The organism is Pseudomonas sp. GL93 (genome assembly GCF_003408955.1).
Taxonomy (GTDB): domain Bacteria; phylum Pseudomonadota; class Gammaproteobacteria; order Pseudomonadales; family Pseudomonadaceae; genus Aquipseudomonas; species Aquipseudomonas paracarnis.
The window spans coordinates 1-21,021 of the sequence record NZ_NKRF01000086.1 but is presented as its reverse complement, the minus strand read 5'-3'; the positions used below and the strand labels follow the sequence as shown (position 1 = coordinate 21,021).

Genomic DNA, 21,021 nt, shown 5'->3' with positions numbered 1-21,021 from the left:
CTTGCATCGAACTAAGGCTTGACCATGCGGCATCTGTTTACCCTTCTGCTGGTGTTGTTCGCGGGATTCGCCCAGGCAGCGCCGGGCAGCCCCTTCGAAACCAAACCCGACTTCCTCCCGGTGGGCAAAGCCTTCGCCTTTACCTCCGAACGTCTTGAAAGCGGCGAAACCCAGCTGTTTTGGCAGATTGCCGACGGTTATTATCTGTACCAGCAGCGCATGAAGTTCGACGGCCTGGCCGAAAAACCCGTGCTGCCCGAAGGTGAAGCCCATAGCGATGAGTTCTTTGGCGAACAGCAAGTCTATCGCCAGGGCCTGGAAGTGAAGATCCCCGCTGGCACCACCGGCCAGGTCAAGCTCGGCTGGCAGGGCTGCGCCGATGCGGGCCTGTGCTATCCGCCGCAGTCGATCACCGTGGACCTGGGCGGCAACCCGGCCGTCGCCGCGACCGCGCAAGCCCAGGATCAAAGCCTGGCCAGCGGCCTGCAGCAGCGCAGCCTGGGGTGGAGCCTGCTGGTGTTCTTCGGCCTGGGCCTGCTGTTGGCGTTTGCGCCCTGCTCGTTGCCGATGCTGCCGATCCTCGCCGGCCTGGTGGTGGGCAGTGGCGCCAGCCCGCGCCGTGGCTTTGCCCTGGCCGGCAGCTACGTGGTGTGCATGGCGCTGGTGTATGCCGCCCTGGGGGTGATGGCCGCATTGCTCGGCGCCAACCTCGCTGCGCTGCTGCAAACGCCGTGGATCCTCGGCAGCTTTGCGGCGTTGTTCGTACTGCTCGCCCTGCCGATGTTCGGCTTCTTTGAACTGCAACTGCCCGCCTTCCTGCGCGACCGCCTCGATAACGTCAGCCGCCAGCAAAGCGGTGGCAGCCTGGTGGGCGCCGGTGTGCTCGGCGCATTGTCCGGCCTGCTGGTGGGGCCGTGCATGACCGCGCCCCTGGCTGGCGCCCTGCTGTACATCGCCCAGAGCGGCAATGCGCTACACGGGGGGCTGATCCTGTTCGCCATGGGCATCGGTATCGGCATTCCCCTGTTGCTGCTGGTCACCGTGGGCAATCGCTTCCTGCCCAAGCCGGGCACCTGGATGAACGTGCTCAAGGGCATCTTCGGCTTCCTGTTCCTGGGCACTGCGGTGCTGATGATTCGCCCGGTGGTCGGCGACAGCCTGTGGATCGGTCTGTGGGGCGCCTTGGCGCTGGTGATGGCGTACTGTGGCTGGGCGCTGGCCCGTGAGTCCGGCCTGGCGGCCAAGGTGTTCGGCGCCGGTTCCCTGGTACTGGGCCTGTGGGGCGCGGTGCTGGTGGTGGGTGCGGCCGGTGGCAGCGATGAGCTGTGGCAACCGTTGAAGGTCTACAGCGGCTCGCGGCTCGCCGCTGCACCCAGCGCTCACGATGCCTTCACCACGGTAAGCGACCCGACTGTACTGCAAAGCCAACTCGACAGCGCCAAGGCCCAGGGCCAGTGGGTGCTGTTGGACTATTACGCCGACTGGTGCGTGTCGTGCAAAATCATGGAAAAACAGGTGTTCGGCAAACCCGAGGTGATGGACGCGCTCAAAGACGTGCGCCTGCTGCGCCTGGCCGTCACCGCCGACAACGCAGCCAGCCGCGAGCTGCTGGGCCGCTACAAAGTACCGGGGCCCCCGAGCTTCGTGTGGATCGGCCCGAACGGTGAAGAACGCCGCGCCCAACGCATCACCGGCGAAGTAGACGCCGCCGCCTTCCTGCAACGCTGGACCCAGACGCGGGATGCCCTCTGATGCTGACCCTCACCATCGGCACCTTCGCCATCGCCCTGAATCACCTGCTGCTGATCAGCGCGCTGATTCTCGCCACCCTGGTGGGCTGGCGCGTGGCCAAGCGCGGCGGCGAGAACCCGGAGTCGGTGCTGTTCAGCCTGTTCCTGCTGGGCCTGCTCGCTGCCCGCGTCAGTTTTGTGCTGATGTACTGGAGTTATTACAGCAACGACTGGGTGGAGATGGTCGACCTGCGTGACGGCGGCTTTCTCGCCTGGCCCGGGATCATCGCGCTGATCCTCGGCGCGCTGGTCTACGGCTGGCGTCGCCCTGCCCTGCGCAAGCCGCTCAGCGCCGGAGTAATCACCGGCCTGTTGTTCTGGGGCATGACCGGCCTGTCCCTTAGTCTGTACGAAAAAGGCACGCGCCTGCCGGATATCACCCTGCGCAATGCCAATGGCGAGGTGGTGCAACTGGCGGATTATCAAGGCGCCCCGTTGGTGATCAACCTCTGGGCCACCTGGTGCCCGCCGTGCCGACGCGAAATGCCGGTGCTGGAAAACGCCCAGCGCATGCGCCCCGACGTGACCTTCCTGTTCGTCAACCAGGCCGAAAGCATGCAAAGCGTCAGCACCTACCTGGCTACCCAGGGCCTGAACCTCGACAACGTGCTGTTCGACGCCAGCGGCCGCCTCGGCCAGGCCGTGGGTTCCATGGCCTTGCCGACTACGCTGTTCTACCAAGCCGATGGGCGCCTGATCAACAGCCACCTGGGCGAACTCTCCGAAGCCAGCCTGGCCCGTGCCATGGAACCCTTCGACAACACCACGACAAGGAAACCGACATGCCTCGCCTCCGCCACCTGCTGACCCTGCTGCCTTTGACGCTAGCCGCTACGCTGGCCCAGGCCGAAGACCTGCCGGCCCCGATCAAACAGATCGAAGCCAAAGGTGCCAAGATCATCGGCAAATTCGATGCCCCCAGCGGCCTCACCGGCTACGCCGCCCAGTACCAGAACCGGGGCATGGCCTTGTACTTGACCGCCGACGGTAAGCACGTGATTGCGGGCAACCTGTACGACGCCCAGGGCAACGACCTGAGCACCGCGCCCCTGGAAAAACTGGTGTACGCGCCGATGGCCAAGGAAGTCTGGGCCAAGATGGAAAACAGCAGCTGGATCCAGGACGGCGATAAAAACGCCCCGCGCACCGTCTACCTGTTCAGCGACCCCAACTGCCCGTACTGCAACATGTTCTGGGAACAGGCCCGCCCGTGGGTCAAGGCCGGCAAGGTGCAGTTGCGCCACATCATGGTCGGCATCATCCGCGAAGACAGCCCAGGCAAATCCGCCGCCCTGCTCGCCGCCAAAGACCCGCAAAAAGCCCTGCAAGAGCACGAAGCCGCCGGCAAGGGAAGCAAGCTCAAGGCGCTGGAAAAGATCCCGGCCGAGGTCGAGGCCAAGCTTGATGCGAATATGAAGCTGATGGATGAACTGGAGTTGTCGGCGACGCCGGCGATTTTCTATCTGGATGACAAGGGGGGGTTGCAGCAGCAGCAAGGGGCGCCTTCGCCGGAGAAGTTGGTGAAGATTCTCGGGCCGAAATAAAGATTTTTCCTACAAAAAAGGCCTCCTGAATCGGAGGCCTTTTTTTGACTCGGCAACCTCTGATCAAATCTCCTTCACGGTGATACCTGTTACGTCGAAGTCATTTACCGGGTCGATGCCCATTTCCATATTATCCAGCGAAAGTCTCAAGGAGCTTGAACTGGCCTGGAAGGTGCCTTTAAGCAATTCCCAGGCAGTGCCCGGCCGCGTTATCGAAGTAATGTCTACGCCTTGAACTACCAGTACCAACGCGGGCTTCCTACCGGTGCCTGGCGGATAACTGTTACGAATCCAGGCACTGAATTCGTACTGTTTCCCGACTTCCAACTCTGTAAAGTTCTTGAACATTTTCTCGCGCTGTGTAGCGGGATTAGTCGTATTGGTGTATCCCCAGTCTTCCCGATAATATCCATTCGCAAAATCAGGCGGCACTTGACCTTGTTTCAGCCGTAAATCTCTCGAATCGGTGGCTCCCGGGCCTCTTTGCCAGCTATTCCAGTCTTTTCCGGTAGGGTTGAAGTCCGTGTAGTCGTAAAACGCTTTACGAAACTCCAGGTGTAGGACCGGAAACTCAATCGCGCTGGCTTCATGCCCACCAATCTCTGCCGTGCACTTGAACACCACCTCCAAAGCGGTTCTATTACGCAGCTTTTCCAGGTCCTCGCGCTTGAGCACCCGCAATATCCCATCGGCCACATCACCTGCGGTAATTGGCTCGTTGGGCATCACTCTAATAATGCAGGGGGAGCCATCTTCCTGGATGCCTCGACACTCCAGCAATCCCATTTGGCCTGCCAGGATGAACCACCATTTTTCCACGGTGATATGAGCATCCCCTGTAAAGCTCCTCAGGTCCAAAATGCCCCCCTTGGTCGCCGGTGGCGTAGCCTCTGGCACAACGGGGGTCGGCAACCGGGTCGGCACACTGATCTTCAACGCAAGGGTCTTCGACGGCGACAACTTACAAGTACTGGTCACTATGTAATGGATCAGGATGGTTTTACCTGCTGCCTGGATCACCGCCTCACGCGGGACCGCAAAATCCACATAGCCCGGATCGCTGTTGTCCGGTTTTGATTCCAACCGCAGGCTCGTACCGTCCGGTTTGACCCACTCCGCCTCGATCTCATGTCTGGAGCTGATCCGCTCATACTCCACTCGCGCCGTCACACCGTATCGGCCGTTATAGATGGTCAGTTGATCACCCACTGCTTCACATACCCTGGGAGGGGGAAGTAACAACGCTTCTTGCTCAATGCTGAAAATACGAACAGGGAACTCAACGGCTGTATCCAGCGTACACTGGCCATTGAAGTTCGCCGCAAAATGCAGTTCAAACTCGCTGCAATCCGCCAACTTTTGCAGTTTGGTCCTGTCCATCGGCGTATCGACCCCATCGTGTAACCAGGCAGCTTTAAGCGGCACGCCCTCCAACACATAAAAACAATAGTCGCTGCCATCCTCAAGCGTACCGGTTACCCACATCCAGCAACATTGCTTCTCTACCGCATAATCCCAAACAGGCACCACCCCCGTCGCATTCCCGCTAAAGTTGTTGAGGTCCAGGGTATTCCCCGTTGCCTGTTCAATGCCTGGTCTGGTCAGTTGTGGCGCAAGTACTTTGATCAAGCGCTCAGGCGAATACTGGGGCTCGTAACTGTTGAATCTAAGGCTGTAGTTCAGCGTCAAGGTCTTGTTGAAAAGGGCTGCGATGATGTCTGGAGCGACATCGAATGACAGGTTCGTTTCGCCGCTCTTCACGTTCTGGCAACCGAGTTCCACAGGCCCGTAATTTGGCCCGGACGCGTAAGCACAGACATGGTCACCTTCATACATGCCTTCATAACTGACAGTGGCATGCCCACCGTTGACCGTGTTGGTGGGATTGACCTGCCATTGGCCTGGAGGCAGCTCCACCGATTCGCGCAAATGGGGTGGGTCCAGATCCTGGGCCGGGTCTACGTGCAAGAGCGAGGTCGTGCGCAGGTGAAAATCCTGCGCATTTACAGGCAGCGGATTTTCCAGAAGCGGGTTGCCCGGCTCGGGAAACACAGGCGCAGTCTTGTCCCAAATCACCCCCAGATGGGCAGTGATAGACGAATAGTCGTCGAGTCTGGATAACCAGCCTCGCGACAGAGAGAACCTGAAAACGTGATCAGCATGAGCCTCATGAGGCTGTACGACGTGATCCAACGCCACCCATCTGAAGCGATACGGCGTGACATGCTGATTACCCGCGACGATGACAAACAGGCGGTGGCCCGCGTTAATCATTGGCCACGCCTTAATGTGAACGGTTTCATCGCCAGTGAAGCTCAGCATCCTCAGCCGCCAGGTGTTCGGCTCCTCCTCTTTGGAATGCTCAAACACCGGCCTTGATACCACCAGGTGCTCCTCCCGGACCTGTTGGACTTCCAACTCCAGTGTCAAGGACTCCAGCGCTCGGCCACCTGCATTGGCCGTGTACTTGATCAATACCGTGTGCCCGATGCAGTAACTGATCCAGTTTGCAGGAATATCGACGACATCAACACCGTTTGCGACAGAAACAGGCTCGAAGACGGGCTCGTCTTGATCCTTGATCGCCAGGTAGAACGTGACATGGGTGGCATTCGCCGGCAAGGTCAGTGTCGCCGTAGTGCCATCGATCGCATCGATCGGATACAGCACACTGTTATTGGTGGCGTACTGGATAATCGCATAGGGCAACTCCGCTTCAGTCGCTTGCGACACGCCAGAGGCCTGAGCGGAAATAGGTTTTTCAGAGAGCGTTTTTTTAACCACGATAAGACTCCTGTCCAGCGTTAGATCACCGTCGGGCCTGGCCGAGTGAGCCAGAAACTGCGGTTATCTAACACGTGGTTCAGGAAGCTTGCCTACTGTCAGATTTGACAGTTCTACCGGAAAAAATGGGTATTCCAGACCAGCGGTCTGGCTTACAACCCCTCCAACTCCGCCATCAAATCACTCAACCGATCCACCTTCTCGGCACTGATCTCATTGCCCGCCAACTCCTCGATATACCCGGCCAACTCCGCCACCGTGCTGCACTCGAACATCGCCCGCAGCGGCACGTCGCGCTGCAACGTCTTCTGCACCCGCGAAGCGATCTGCGTAGCCAGCAGCGAGTGCCCGCCCAGTTCGAAGAAGTTGTCCTGCACCCCAACCCGCTCGACTTTCAGCACGTCGGCCCAGATAGCCGCCAACGTGGTTTCCAGTTCAGTGCGCGGCGCCACATAGTCCTGGCTGTGCAACTGGCCAATTTCCAGGACCGGCAGGGCCTTGCGGTCGAGTTTGCCGTTGGCGTTGAGGGGCAAGCGTTCAAGCCATAGCCAATGCAGCGGCACCATGTATTCGGGCAGTTCGGCACGCAGGCGTTGCTTGATGCGCTCCAGCTGTTCGCTCGGGTCCAGCGTGGCGTCGGCAGCCACCAGGTAGCCGACCAGGTGCTTGCCATTGGCCCCCTCTTGCACACCCACCGCCGCATCACGCACCTGCGGTTGTTCGTGCAGGCGCGCTTCGATTTCACCCAGTTCGATGCGGTAGCCGCGAATCTTCACCTGGTGGTCAATACGACCGACATACTCCAGCACGCCATCGCTGCGACGCCGCGCCAGGTCGCCGGTACGGTAGAGGCGCTCGCCGGGCGCGCCAAAGGGGTTGGGTACAAACGCCTGGGCGGTGCGCAGCGGATCGCTGACGTAGCCGCGACCGACACCGGTGCCGGCGACGCACAATTCGCCGACAGCGCCTTGTGGCACCAACTCCAAGGCGCCATCGAGCAGGTACAAGCGGTTGTTGTCGGTCGGCGTACCAATCGGCAGGTAAGTGCCACGGGTGGAGGCCAAATCGACGCGAAAGAACGCCACATCATCGGAGCATTCCGCCGGGCCGTAGGCATTCACCAGGCCAATCTGCGGGTAACGCAGCAGCCACTGATGCGCCAACTCCGGCGGCATGGCCTCCCCGGTCGGCAACATCCAGCGCAAGCCATCCAGGCTGATACGCTCCTGGGCCAGCATGCCCTGGATCAGCGATGGCACACTCTCCAGCACGGTGATGCCCTGCGCTTGAACGTGGGCCAGAAGCCCTTGCGGATCATGGGCAATGGCAGGCGGCACGATGTCCACCCGCGCACCAAACAGCGGCGCGGCGAGGAACTGCCACACAGAAATATCGAAGCTTTGCGACGCGGTCTGGGCAATCACATCGGCGTCGCTCAAGTTCAGGTACGGCACCTTGCTCAACTGGTTGTTGAGCATGCCGCGCTGTTCGACCATCACGCCCTTGGGCAAGCCGGTGGAGCCTGAGGTGTAGATCACGTAGGCAAGGTTGTCCGGGGCAGTGTAGACGCCTGGATTTTCGCCACGGGCGGGAATTTCCTCCCACACCAGCAACTGGCAATCGACACCTTCGAGCAACTCGATGGCCTGCTCGCGGCACGCCTCGGTGCACACCAGCAACGGCGTGCGGCTCAGGTCGATGATGCGGCTCAGGCGCTGGCCCGGCAGGCCCGGATCCAGCGGCAGGTAGCCGGCGCCGGCCTTGAAGCTGCCGATGATCATGCCGAGCAAATCCAGACCACGTTCAGCCAACAACGCCACCGGTTGGTCCAGGCCGACACCCGCCGCAATCAGCGCGTGGCCGAGGCCATTGCTGCGGCGATTCAGATCCTCGTAGCTCCATTGCTGGTCAAGACAACTGGCGGCGATACGCTGCGGATGTTGCGCGACCTGCGCCTCGAACAACTCGATGTAGCTGCGTTCCAGCGGGTAGGCATGTGCGCTCTGGTTACAGCCTTCCACGAGGAATTCACGCTCCTGCTCGCCCATCAGCGGCAGCTCAGCCATGTCGCCATGGAAGCCCTGCACCAGCGCCAGCAACAGGCGCTTGAACTCAGCGAGCATGCCTTGCACGGTGCTTTCGTCGAAATAACGCTGGTCGTAGGACAGGTGCAAACCGAGGTCATCGCCCGGATAACACACGGCCGTCAGCGGGAAGTTGGTGTGGGTACGCCCGGAATCCGAGGTGGCATTCAGGTTTTGCGCACGGTCCAGCACCGAGACTTCCACCGGCGCGTTCTCAAACACGAACAGGCTGTCGAACAGCGGCTGACCCTTGGGCAATTCGCTGTGTTCCTGGATCGTCACCAGCGGCAGGTATTCGTACTCGCGCAGTTGCATATTGCTGTCGAGCAAAGCGCTCAACCACTGGCGCACACTGCACGTCTGGCCGTCATCGGGCAGTTTCACCCGCAGCGCGATACTGTTGATAAACAGGCCAACGGTGCGTTGCATCTCGGGCATGTCCACGGGGCGCCCGGCCACCGTGACGCCGAACAGCACGTCGCGATCACCACTCAAACGGCGCAGCACCAGGGCCCATGCCGCCTGGGCGAAGGTGTTGACGGTGAGCTGGTGCGCCTGGGCCAGTTCGCGCAGTTGCGCACCGTCGCGGGCATCCAGGCGGGTGTAGCAGTCGCCCACCACCATGCCGCCGCTGCCACCAGCGTGTTCGCGCAGGAACGGGCGGTCGCTCGGGATCGGCGTGGTGCGCTCGAAGCCTTGCAAGTTGCGCTGCCACCACTGGCGCGCTTCGTTGAGGTTCTGGCGTTGCAGCCAGGCAATGTAGTCGCGATAGCGCGGCGGCGTCGCCAATTGCGCGTCGCGGCCTTCGCCCAGGGCTGTGTAGATATCGAAGAAGTCATTCATCAGCAGCGAACGGCACCAGGCATCGATCAGAATGTGGTGGTTGCTCATCATGAACCAGTAGCGCGCCTCGCCCACGCGAATCAGGCGCAAGTGGAAAGGCGCTTGATTGAGCAGGTCAAAGCCGGCTTCGCGCTCGGCCTTGAGCAAGGCTTGCAGACGCGGCTCCTGCTCATCCTGCGGGTCGGCGCTCCAGTCCAGGTACTCAATCGGCGTACTACCTGGCTTGTGGATCACTTGCAGCATGTCTTCGCCGACGTTCCAGCAGAACGAGGCGCGCAAGGCTTCATGGCGGGCGATCACCGCTTGCCAGGCCTGGGCGAAACGCTCCGGGTCCAGGGCGCTGTTGATGCGGTAGCGATCCTGCATGTAATACAGGCCCGTGCCAGGCTCCAGCAGGGTGTGCAGCAGCAGGCCTTCTTGCATCGGGGTCAGCGGGTAGACGTCTTCGATGGCGCTGGCCGGGACCGGCAAGGCGTCCAGTTGCACCTGGGTCAGGTGCGCCAGGGGGAAGTCGGACGGTGTGAGGCCGCCGGCATCGTCCTGCAGGCAATGGGCGATCAGGCTGTGCAATTCGCCCAGGTAAGCTTCGGCCAGATCGCGAATCACCTGCTGATCATGACGCTCACGGCTGAACGTCCAACGCAGTACCAGCTCGCCGCCGTAGACCTGGCTGTCGATGCTCAGTTCATTGGGCAACGGCGCATCCGGGTCATGGGCCTGGCCGGCGGATTCTTCCAGCGGATGGAACAACGCGTCAGTGCCAAAGCTCTGGTCGAACTGGCCCAGGTAGTTGAAGGTGATCTGCGCGCTCGGCAAGGCGGCCATGCTCTGCTTGCAGAGGTCATCGGCCAGGTAACGCAGCACGCCATACCCCAAACCTTTATGCGGCACGCCCCGCAGTTGCTCCTTGATCGCCTTGATCGAGTCGCCCTGCTCGGCCTGCGGTGTCAGGCGCAACGGATAGGCACTGGTGAACCAGCCCACGCTGCGGGTCAGGTCGATGTCATCGAACAAGGTTTCGCGGCCATGGCCTTCCAGTTGAATCAGCGCCGAGGCCTGTCCGCTCCAGCGGCATAGCACACGGGCCAGGGCGGTCAGCAGCAGGTCGTTGACCTGGGTGCGATAGGCTCTCGGCGCCTGTTGCAGCAGCTGCCGGGTGCGCTCGGCATCCAGGCGCACGCTGACCGTTTCTGCATCGCAGTTTCGCAATGGTCCTTGTGGGCGCTGCACCGGCAAGGCCACGGCGGGGCCAGCCAATTGCGCTTGCCACAGGCTCAGCTCTTCGCGCAGTGACTCACTATGGGCATAGGCTTGCAAGCGCGCCGCCCAATCGCGCAGCGCGCTGGTTTTGGCCGGCAGGCTGACGGACTGGCCTTCACTCAGTTGGCGATAAACGTTTTGCAGGTCTTCCAGCAGGACGCGCCACGACACGCCGTCCACCACCAGGTGATGGATGGCGATCAGCAAACGTTGCTGGCCTTGCGGCCCGTCCACCAACAAGGCGCGCAACAGCGGCCCCTGTGCCAGGTCGAGGCTGCGCTGGGTGTCGGTGAACAACGCCGTGCATGCCTGCATGTCGCGCACCTGCGCCTGCAGCAGCACGCCGCCTTCCGGCACGCCAAGGTGCTCGGCATGCCATTGCGCATCGCGCCGGGTGAAGCTCAACCGCAGCGCGTCGTGGTGTTCCAACACCGCCAGCAACGCTTGCTCCAGGCGGTGAGGGTCGAGCAGTTGCAGTGGCTTGGGCACCAACGCCTGGTTCCAGTGCTGGCGCGCCGGGATGTCGGTGTCGAAGAACCAGTGCTGAATCGGCGTGAGGCCTGAGGGGCCGGCCAGCAACCCTTGCTCGGCGGTGACGAGCTCCGAGCGGGTCGCCACGGCAGCCAGGCTCTGTACAGTCTGGTGCTGGAACAGGTCACGGGGGCTGAAATGAATCCCGGCCTGGCGCGCACGGCTGACCACCTGGATCGACAGGATCGAGTCGCCGCCCAGTTCAAAGAAGTTATCGTCGAGGCCGACTTGCTCCACGTTCAGCACCGCGCACCAGATGGCAGCCAGGCTGTGTTCCAGCTCACTGCGGGGCGCCACGTAGGCTTGGCGACTGGCCTCTGGGTCCGGTTCAGGCAAAGCGCGGCGGTCGAGCTTGCCGTTGGCGGTCAGCGGCATGCTCTGAAGCACGATCAGATGCGCGGGCACCATGTAGTCCGGTAGTTGCGCCTTGAGGTGCGCCTTCAACGCGTCGCGCAAGGCGGCGTGCTCGGCATCGCTGACCAGGTACGCCACCAGCTGTTTGCCGCTCGGCGCATCCAGCGCCAGCACCACCGCTTCGCGCACGGCCTCGTGTTCGAGCAAGCGCGTTTCGATTTCACCCAGTTCGATACGGAAACCGCGGATCTTCACCTGATAGTCGATACGCCCCAGGTACTCCACCAGGCCATCGGCGCGTTGGCGTACCAGGTCGCCGGTGCGGTACAGGCGCCCGCCCTTGCCAGCAAACGGGTCTGCGACAAAACGCTCCGCCGTCATCCCCGGCCGCTGGTGATAACCCTGGGCCAGGCCGGCGCCACCGATATACAGCTCACCGCTGGCGCCCTGGGGCACCAGCGCCAGGTCGGCGTCGAGAATGTAGGCCACGCGCGCGCCGACGATGCTGCCGATCGGCACACTGCCAGCGCCCTCCTCCAACTGCTCGGGCGCCAGGCTGGCCAGGGGCATCACCACGGTTTCGGTGGGGCCGTAGGCGTTGAAAAACAACTGGGGCGTAAACGCCGCACGGATGCGTTGCAGGTGTTCGCCGGTCAAGGCTTCGCCACCGGTGATGCACATACGCACCGGCAGAGTCTGTTGCTGGGTCGCCAGCCACTGCGCCAATTGGCTGCCGTAGCTCGGGGTAAAACCGAGCACATTGATGCGATGGGTACGGATCAGCGCGCAGATTTCTTCGGCATCCCACTGGCCCTGAGCGCGCAATACCACCCGCGCCCCGCACAGCAGCGGCACCAGCAAACGCTCGGTGGCAGCGTCAAAGTTGATCGAATAAAAGTGCAGCTCGCAGTCATCCGGACGCATATCAAAGCGCTCGATCACCGCCTGGCAATGCATGGCGATCTCACCGTGGGACACCACCACGCCTTTAGGCTTGCCCGTGGAGCCCGAGGTGTAGATGAGGTACGCCTGGTGTTGCGCCAGGCTCACGAACGGCAGCGCCTCGGCGGGGGAATTCGCCAGCACCGGCGAGTCATCCTCCCGGCACCAGCACGCCACCGTCGACGGCAATTGGCCAAGGGCTTCGAACAGCGCCGCATCACTGAGCAGCAGGCCGATGTCACTGTCTTCGATCATGTAGTGCAGGCGGTCCAGCGGGTATTCCGGGTCCAGCGGCACGTAGGCGCCGCCGGCCTTGAGGATCGCCAGCAGGCCGATGACCATTTCCAGGGAACGCGGCAGCGCCAGGCCCACGCGCACCTGCGGGCCCACGCCACGCTCGCGCAGCATCCAGGCCAGGCGGTTGGCGCGCTCATCCAGTTGCGCATAAGTGAGGGTCACACCGGCAAAGGTCAGCGCCGGGGCATCCGGCCGCTGGCTCGCTTGCTGGCTGAACAGCTGATGGATGCACTGGTCGAGGCGATGCGCGCCCTTCTCCACCCCAAGGCTGTCTTGCAAGGCGCGTTGTTCATCCGCGCTCAGCAACGGCAATTCGCTGAGGCGCTGACCGGGATCGGCGACCAACGCTTCGAGCAGGTTGCGCCAATGCGCGGCCATGCGTGCAATGCGCGGTTCATCGAACAGGTCGGTGCTGTAGGTCAGGCAGCAACCCAGGCGATGGTCGAGGTCGGTGACTTCCAGGTTGAGGTCGAACTTGGTCGCCCGCGCATCGTTGGCCAGGTACTCCACGGTCATGCCGGCCAGTTGGCGGCTTTGCTGGAACTCCCAGCGTTGCACGTTGCACATCACCTGGAACAACGGGTTGTACGCCGCGCTGCGCGGCGGTTGCAGGGCTTCCACCAGGTGGTCGAACGGCAGGTCCTGATGGGACTGGCCCTCGATCACGGTATGACGCACCTGCTCGAACAACTCGCTGACCTGCATCTGCCCATTGAGCTGGCAACGCAGCACCTGGGTATTGAGGAACGCGCCAATCAAGCCTTCGCTTTCCGGGCGGATACGGTTGGCCACTGGCGCGCCGATGCGCAGGTCGGTCTGGCCGCTGTAGCGGTAGAGCAACACCGCCAGGGTCGCGGTCATGGTCATGAACAGCGTGAGGCCGTGTTGCGCGTTGAAGGCACGCACGCGGGCAGCCAGCTCATCGCTCAAATCAAAGCGGTACAGCTCGCCCCGGTGGCTTTGCACGGGTGGCCGTGGACGGTCGCCGGGCAGTTCCAGCAACGGGTGTTCGTTACCCAGTTGGGCGGTCCAGTAGTCCAGCTGGCGCTGGCGCTCACCAGCTTGCATCCACTGGCGTTGCCACAAGCTGTAGTCGAGGTACTGCACCGGCAACGCTGGCAGCGGTGACTCGCGCTCGTCGATAAAGGCTTCATACAAGGCGCTGAGTTCACGGGCAAAGATGTCCATGGCCCAGCCTTCGGTGACGATATGGTGCAGGGTCAGCGCCAGGTAATGTTCCTGCTCGCCGGCCTTGACCAGGCAGGCGCGCAACAGCGGCCCGGTTTCCAGGTTGAACGGCGTGTGCGCCTCGACATCGGCCAGTTGCTGTAAACGCTGCTGGCGTTGCGGCTCATCCAGCGCCGATAAATCCTGCCAGCCCATGCGCACAGTGGTCTGCGCTGAGACCTTCTGGCAAGCCACGCCATCGACACTGGGGAAGGTGGTGCGCAGGGTTTCATGACGCATGATCAAGGCTTGCAAGGCCGCCTCGAAACGCCCCACATCCAGCACGCCGCGCAGGCGCGCCATGCCGCCGACGTTGTAGGCCGGGCTGTCCGGTTCCATCTGCCAGAGGAACCACATGCGCTGCTGGGAATAGGACAAGGAGACCGGCTGGCTGCGGTCGACTTTGGCGATGGCAGTCTGTTGGTTGCGCTGGCCCGCCGCTTGGATCAGCCCGACCTGGTCGGCAAAATCGCCCAGCTCGCTGGCTTCGAACAGGGTGCGCAGCGGCAGTTCGACGTCACAGGCCTGGCGGGTGCGGGAGATGATTTGCGGGGCCAGCAGCGAGTGCCCGCCCAGTGCGAAAAAGTCATCGCGCAGGCCGATGCGTGCCAGGCCAAGCACCTCGCGCCAGATCGCGGCGATTTGCAGTTGCAAAGGTGTGTGCGGTTCGACGTGTTCGCGGGTTTGCCATACCGGATCTGGCAAGGCACGCCGGTCGAGCTTGCCGCTGGGGCTCAGGGGCATGGCGTCCAGGCGCATCAGCAGCGCGGGCACCATGTACTCCGGCAACTCGGCGGCCAGGGCGATTTTGACGCTCTGTTCATCCAGTTCGGCATGCGCTGTGTAGTAGCCGATCAACTGTGCATCACGCACCAGCACCACGGCCTGGGCGATGCCGTCCAGGGCCAGCAGGCGCGCTTCGATTTCTTCCGGCTCCACCCGAAAACCCCGCAGCTTGACCTGCTGATCGAGGCGCCCGAGGTATTCGAGGACGCCATCGGCGTTCCAGCGCGCACGGTCACCGGTGCGATACAAGCGGGTGCCCGCCGCGCCCAGCGGGTCGGCGACAAAACGTTCGGCCGTCAGCCCGGCACGGCCCAGGTAACCCCGCGCCAGGCCGATACCGCCGATGCACAGTTCGCCCGGCACACCGGCCGGCAGCGGGTTGAGTTGCTCGTCCAGTACGCGGCAGATCACATTGCCCAATGGCCGGCCAATCGGTGAGCGCTCGCCATCCGCGGCACTGCACTGCCAGTGAGTGACGTTGATTGCGGTCTCGGTCGGGCCATAGCGGTTGTGTAATTGCACCGCTGGCAAGCGCGCCAGTACGCGGTTACGCAATTCGGCAGGCAAGGCTTCGCCGCCGGAAAACAGCCGACGCAAGCTGGTGCATTCGGCCACCAGCGGTTCATCGATAAACAGCTGTAACAACGGTGGCACGAAGTGCAGCGTGGTCACCCCATGCTCCTGCACAAGCTGCGCGATACGGTGCGGGTCGCGATGTTCGCCCGGCCCGGCCAATACCAGGCGGCAGCCGGTAATCAATGGCCAGAAGCATTCCCACACCGACACGTCGAAACTGATCGGCGCCTTTTGCATCAGCACATCAGTTTCGTTCAGTTGATAGGTGGCCTGCATCCACTGCAAACGCTCGGCCAGGGCGCCGTGGGTGTTGCCCACGCCTTTGGGTTGGCCGGTGGAACCGGAGGTGTAGATCACGTAGGCGAGGTTATCGCCGTGCAGGTGCAAGCCTGGCGCCTGGGTCGGCCAGCTGTCGAGGTGCAGGCTGTCCATGGCTATCACGCACACGCCTTCGGCGCTGGGCAGTTGGGGGAGCAAAGCGGTCTGGGTGAGCAGCAGTTGCACGCCGCTGTCCTTGAGCATGTAGGCCAGGCGCTCGGCGGGGTAATCCGGGTCCAGCGGCACGTAGGCGCCACCGGCCTTGATGATGGCGAGCAGGCCAATCAGCAGTTGCGGCGAACGCTCGGCGGCGATGGCCACGCACACGTCCGGGCCGACGCCTTTGTCGCGCAGGTAATGGGCCAGGCGGTTGGCCTGGGTGTGCAGTTGGGCGAAGGTCAGGCTACCGTCCTGCCAGACCAGCGCGGTGGCGTCGCACGTTTGTTGGTTGAGCAGCTCGGGCAGCCAGTGCCGAGCCGGCGCGCAGGGGGCTTCGCTCCAGGGTTGCTGTTCGTCAGCCTGCATCAACGGCAGGTCGCCCATGGCGTGTTGTGGTTGCGCGCACACAGCGGGAAGTAGATGGATGAACTGCTCGGCCAGACGCTGGATGGTCGCGCAATCGAAAAGCTCGTCGGCGTAGTCGAACGACAGGCTCAAGCGCCCATTGCGGTCTTCTTCGCTGTGCAGTTGCAGGTCGAACTTGGCTTCGCGGCTGTGCCAGGGCAACTCATCGGCCAGCAGGCCCGGCAGGCGGCGCAAGGCACTGAGGTCACGTTGCTGGTGGTTGAACATGACCTGGAACAGGCCCTGTTCGCGGGCCTGGGGGAACGCTTCCAGCAGTTGTTCGAAGGGCAGGTCCTGATGGGCCTGGGCGGCCAATGTGGTCTCGCGAGTGGCGGCCAACAGCTGGTTGAACGGCAGGCGCCCGTCCAGCTCGGCGCGCAGCACCAAGGTGTTGATAAAGAAGCCGATCAGGCCCTGGGTTTCATGGCGTGGGCGGTTGGCGTTGGGCACGCCGATACGGATATCGCGCTGGCCGCTGTAGCGATAGAGCAAGGTCTGGAACGTCGCCAGCAGCAGCATGAACGGCGTCGAGTCATGGGCCTGGGCGGTCTGGCGGATCGCCGCACTAAGGCGCGCATCCAGGCGCTGGCTATGGCGCGCGGCGCTGTGCCGATGCTGGGCGGCACGCGGGTGATCGGTGGCCAGGTTCAGGGCCGGATGCTCGTCACCCAACTGCGCTTTCCAGTACGTCAGCTGTCGCTGGCCCTCGCCTTCGGCCAGCCATTGGCGCTGCCAGCTGCCGTAGTCGGCGTATTGCAAGGCCAACGGCGGCAGCTCCAGGGACTGGCCTTGGGCGGCAGCGGCGTACAGGCGCGAGAACTCGTCGATCAGGATATTCAGCGACCAACCGTCGGCAATGATGTGGTGCAACGTCACCAGCAGTTGGTGCTCTTCATCGCCCAGGCGCACCAGGGTAACCCGCAGCAACGGGCCTTTTTCCAGGTCGAACGGGCTGCGCGCCTGGTCTTCGCGGACCTGTTGCGCACGGGCTTCGCGTTCGGTGTTGGGCAGGTCGCTGAGGTCGATGACCGGCAGTTCGAAATCCGCCGTGGCCTCGACACGCTGAAACGCCTGGCCGTCGCGCTCGTAGAAGCGCGTGCGCAGGGCTTCATGACGCTGGATCAGTTGCTGGAGGCTATGGCGCAGTGCGTCTTCATCCAGCTCGCCGCGCAGGTGCAAGGCGCCGGGAATGGTGTAGGCGCTGCTGTGGGGGTCCAGTTGCCAGGTGATCCACAGGCGGTTCTGTGCCAGGGATTGGGGCAGGTCTTCTTGACGTGACAGCGCGTGGATCGCGCCTTGGGCCACGCCGCCGTCCTGTTGCAGCTGCGCCACAGCCGCAGCAAAGGCCGCGAGTGTCGGCGCTTCGAACAGCAGGCGCAGGTTCAGCTCCAGCCCCAGGCTTTCGCGCAGGCGGGCGACCCCTTGGGTCGCGGGGATGGAGTTGCCCCCCAGCAGGAAAAAGTGATCGTCGCCCGCCACCTGGGCCAGTTGCAGTTGCTCGCACCAGATCGCCGCGATCTGCTGTTGCAGGTCCGATTGCAGCGCCACTTCGCTCGCCAGCCCCTGCTGCCCCGGGAACTGCGCGTAGCTGTCGAGGCTGCCATCGGCATGCCGAATCGCACAGGCCGCACGCTGCACTTTGCCGCTGGAGGTCTTCGGCAAGGCGCCGGGGTTGAGCAGCACCACCACGCTCGGGGCTTGCTGGCAGGCCTCGGCCACGGCTTGGCGGATCGCCTTGATCAGCGCTTCGGGCGGCAGGATTTTCTGCACGCTGCGGCTGATTTCCGCAGCGATGCCGATGCCTTCCAGGCCCTGGTCATTGACCGCAAACGCGGCGACCCGGCCCTTGCGCACCACTTCCACTTCGCGCTCGATGGTCTGTTCGATGTCCTGGGGGTAGAGGTTATGGCCGCGCACGATCAGCAGGTCTTTGAGGCGCCCGGTGATATACACCTCGCCGTCACGGATAAAGCCCAGGTCACCGGTGCGTAACCAGGTGCGGCCAGCGTGCTGGACGAAGGTCTTGGCGCTGGCTTGCGGGTTGCGCCAGTAGCCGTGGGCGATGCTCGGGCCCGTGGCCCAGAGTTCGCCGACGCACTGGTCGGGCAGCTCGGTGAGGGTGTGCGGGTCGGCGATCAACACGGCGTGGTCCGGCTGGCTGGTGCCGCAACTCATGATCGCAGGGCCCTGCCCCGGTTCAGCACGGTTGGCGGCCAGCGCCTGTTCGTCCAGGCGCATGGCGGGAATGCCACGGCCACGGGTGCCGCCAGCGACAAACAGGGTGGCTTCGGCCAGGCCGTAGGAGGCGAAGAAATTATTCGGGGTGAAACCACAGCCCGCGAATTTTTCCGCGAAGCGTTCCAGGGTGTCGAGGCGGATCGGTTCGGGGCCCGAATAGGCCACGCGCCAGCGGCCCAAGTCCAGGCGCTCCAGGGCCGATTCACTGACCCGTTCGCAGCACAGGCGGTAGGCGAAATCCGGGCCACCGCTGATGGTGCCGCCGTATTCGCTGATCGCCTCCAGCCAGCGCAACGGTCGGCCAAGGAAGTAGGCCGGCGACATCAACACGCAAGGCACGCCACTGAAAATCGGTTGCAGCAGGCCGCCGATCAAGCCCATGTCGTGGTACAGCGGCAACCAGCTGACGATCACGTCGTCGGGGTTGAGGTCGATGCCAAAACCACGGCGGATCAGCACTTCGTTGGCCACCAGGTTGCCGTGGCTGACTTGCACGCCCTTGGGCAATGCGGTGGAGCCGGAGGTGTATTGCAGGAACGCGATGTCGTCGGCCGTAAGGTCGGGCGCGACCCACTGGTCAGCCTGCTGCGCATCCAAGGTGTCGACGCTCAACACCTCGGGCGCGTTTTCAATCTGGGCCAGGCCCTCGCTGAGGCTGGCAATGGTCAACAGCAGGCGCGGCTCGGCATCGCTGATGATCGACAGCAGGCGCTCCTGGTGATGACGACGCGTGGATTCCGGCGGATACGCCGGCACCGCGATCACCCCGGCGTACAGGCAACCAAAGAACGCCGCCACATAGTCCGGCCCACTGGGGAACAGCAACACCGCACGCTCGCCCAGGCCAGCGTTGGCCTGCAGGGCGGCGGCGATGGTGCGAGCGCGTTGGTCGAGGTCGCGATAACTGAGCACCACACTGTGCTCGGCGCTCTCGGCGAGGAAGCGCAACGCCACCTGGTCCGGCGTCTGCGCAGCACGCTGTTGAAGGGACTGGACCAGGGTGCGGGGGAGTTCGAAGGCGTCCATCATGGGGTTCCTGCCTGAAATCGGCTTACGGGAAATTCGGGAAGTCGGGTGCTCAGCCGGCAGCGAGTTGCCGCGCCGCGCCAATGCGCCAGCGCGCCAAGTGTTCGTCGGCATAGCGACGCACGCAGCGCAGCACCGCGCTTTCGTGCTGCACGAGGAAGAAGTGGTGGCCGTCAAACATGTCCAGGGAAAACCCACTGGCGGCGTCGAGTTGCCAGTCGAGCAACTGGTCGGCACGCACGCTGTCCTGCTTGCCACCGAACACATGGATCGGCAGCGCCAGGGGCTGGCGCTCGCCATAGGTGAAACTGCCGCACAGCAGAAAATCGGCGCGCAGGATCGGCAACATCAGTTGCATCAGCTCGGGGTTGGCCAGGGCTTCTTCGGCGGTGCCCTGTAATTCGCGCAGGCGGGCAATGAGTTGGGCATCGTTCTTTTCAACGGCGTACTCGCTCACATCACGACGCGCCGGGCCCGCCGTGCCGGACGCGAACAACGCCAGGGGCGCAGGCAGATTGCGCGCGTTTAAAGCGTGGGCCAATTCAAACGCCAGCAGCCCGCCAAGGCTGTGGCCGAACAAGGCATAGGGGCCATCGAGGTCACGGCTGATTTCTTCAGCAAGCTGCGCGGCCAAGGCCTTGATATCGCGCTGCAATGGCTCATCCATGCGCATACCGCGGCCCGGCAATTCCAGCGGGCATACCTGCAGCCAGTCCGGCAGAACCCGGCGCCAGCGAGCGTAGACCGAGGCGCTGGCGCCTGAATGGGGCAGGCAAAACAGGCGCATCCGCAGGGGTGTACTCATCCCGCGAGGACTCCAAACTGAAACACGCTGAATGCACGATAAAAACCCATCTGGTCCTCCTGCGGGTGCTGATCCTTGGCCGTTGTACTAACGAACCTGTCACCCATGAGAACGGACGGAGCCGGCAAATAATTAGTCGCCGGGGGCGAGCGAGACGTGGTTCACACCTTTGCCCAAGGCATAAGATTAGTTCGTCTTCTCATTTGACAATCATTATCATTCAGCATAATTTGTTGCCCGATGTGTAGGAGGCCTCAGCAGGGACGCCCTCCCCTAACTTATTAGCAGCAAGGTGATTTCCATGACGGAACCAGTATCCACAGGCAGGTGCGATTCACCCCTTCTCCAGGCGTTCGTCGACAATCGACTGATTTTGGTGAAGATCGCGGCCCGTATCACCGGGTGCCGCTCCCGCGCCGAAGACGTGGTGCAGGACGCCTACTTCCGGCTGCAGTCGGCGCCGACGATCACCTCATCGTTCAAGGCCCAACTGAGTTATCTGTTCCAGATCGTGCGCAACCTGGCGATCGATCATTACCGCAAGCAGGCTCTGGAGCTCAAATACTCCGGGACCGAAGAGGAAGGCTTGAATGTGGTTATTCACGGCGCTTCACCGGAAACCTCGCACATCAATTTCAACACCCTGGAAAACATCGCCGACGCCCTGACGCAACTGCCCCAGCGCACCCGCTACGCGTTCGAGATGTACCGCTTGCATGGCGTGCCGCAAAAAGACATCGCCAAGGAACTCGGAGTATCGCCGACGCTGGTGAACTTTATGATTCGCGACGCGCTGGTGCATTGCCGCAAGGTGTCGGGCAGTCATAGCGATACGTTTGCGCGGCGGGTTTGAGCGCAGCGAGGAATGTATGGGCAGCAGCTTCCAACGGTAACCACGATGCGAAGCGAGCCGCTCTTGATCTTGATCTGCTTTTGATCTCAGGCGCCCCGTTAAACCACGCTGGCCGTAATTCGACAGGGATTTGGGGGGTAAACCGGCAGGGATGCCGGTTTAGCCGCCCCGCGCCATGGATGGCGCGTGGCGGCGGCCC

Annotated in this window: 7 protein-coding genes; 4 read left to right on the top strand and 3 right to left on the bottom strand. The window is 62.8% G+C overall.

What is annotated here, in order from left to right; genetic code table 11:
* Positions 1-24: 24 nt before the first annotated feature.
* The 3 genes from dsbD to dsbG are packed head-to-tail and all read left to right on the top strand — an operon-like array spanning position 25 to position 3,334.
* Positions 25-1,752 carry a protein-disulfide reductase DsbD gene (dsbD, locus tag CER19_RS19105; RefSeq protein WP_116667571.1) on the top strand — a complete coding sequence of 576 codons (1,728 nt, stop codon included), beginning with the start codon at positions 25-27 and terminating at the stop codon, positions 1,750-1,752.
* On the top strand, positions 1,752-2,597 hold the full coding sequence (locus CER19_RS19100) for a TlpA disulfide reductase family protein (protein WP_116667570.1): 846 nt from the start codon (positions 1,752-1,754) through the stop codon (positions 2,595-2,597). The genes dsbD and CER19_RS19100 overlap by 1 nt, the downstream gene beginning before the upstream one ends.
* Positions 2,573-3,334: a thiol:disulfide interchange protein DsbG gene (dsbG, locus tag CER19_RS19095; RefSeq protein WP_014719310.1), complete on the top strand. Its 762-nt coding sequence runs from the start codon at positions 2,573-2,575 to the stop codon at positions 3,332-3,334. Before CER19_RS19100 ends, dsbG begins: the two co-directional genes overlap by 25 nt.
* 63 nt (positions 3,335-3,397) lie before the next feature.
* On the opposite strand, the gene CER19_RS19090 is transcribed toward dsbG, so the two are convergent.
* The 3 genes from CER19_RS19090 to CER19_RS19080 form a co-directional block, all read right to left on the bottom strand.
* Positions 3,398-6,118, bottom strand: coding sequence for a hypothetical protein (locus CER19_RS19090; RefSeq protein WP_116667569.1), 2,721 nt, complete (start codon positions 6,116-6,118; stop codon positions 3,398-3,400).
* 152 nt (positions 6,119-6,270) lie between these two features.
* On the bottom strand, positions 6,271-19,167 hold the full coding sequence (locus CER19_RS19085; protein WP_116667568.1) for a non-ribosomal peptide synthetase: 12,897 nt from the start codon (positions 19,165-19,167) through the stop codon (positions 6,271-6,273).
* A gap of 49 nt (positions 19,168-19,216) precedes the next feature.
* Positions 19,217-19,969 (bottom strand): thioesterase II family protein, encoded by a 753-nt coding sequence (locus CER19_RS19080; RefSeq protein WP_116667567.1) that lies wholly within the window; start codon positions 19,967-19,969, stop codon positions 19,217-19,219.
* Positions 19,970-20,270: 301 nt separating this feature from the next.
* Here CER19_RS19080 and CER19_RS19075 point away from each other — a divergent pair, with 301 nt between their 5' ends.
* Positions 20,271-20,822, top strand: a complete 552-nt coding sequence (locus tag CER19_RS19075; protein WP_014719314.1) for an RNA polymerase factor sigma-70 — start codon at positions 20,271-20,273, stop codon at positions 20,820-20,822.
* The last annotated feature ends 199 nt before the right edge of the window (positions 20,823-21,021 follow it).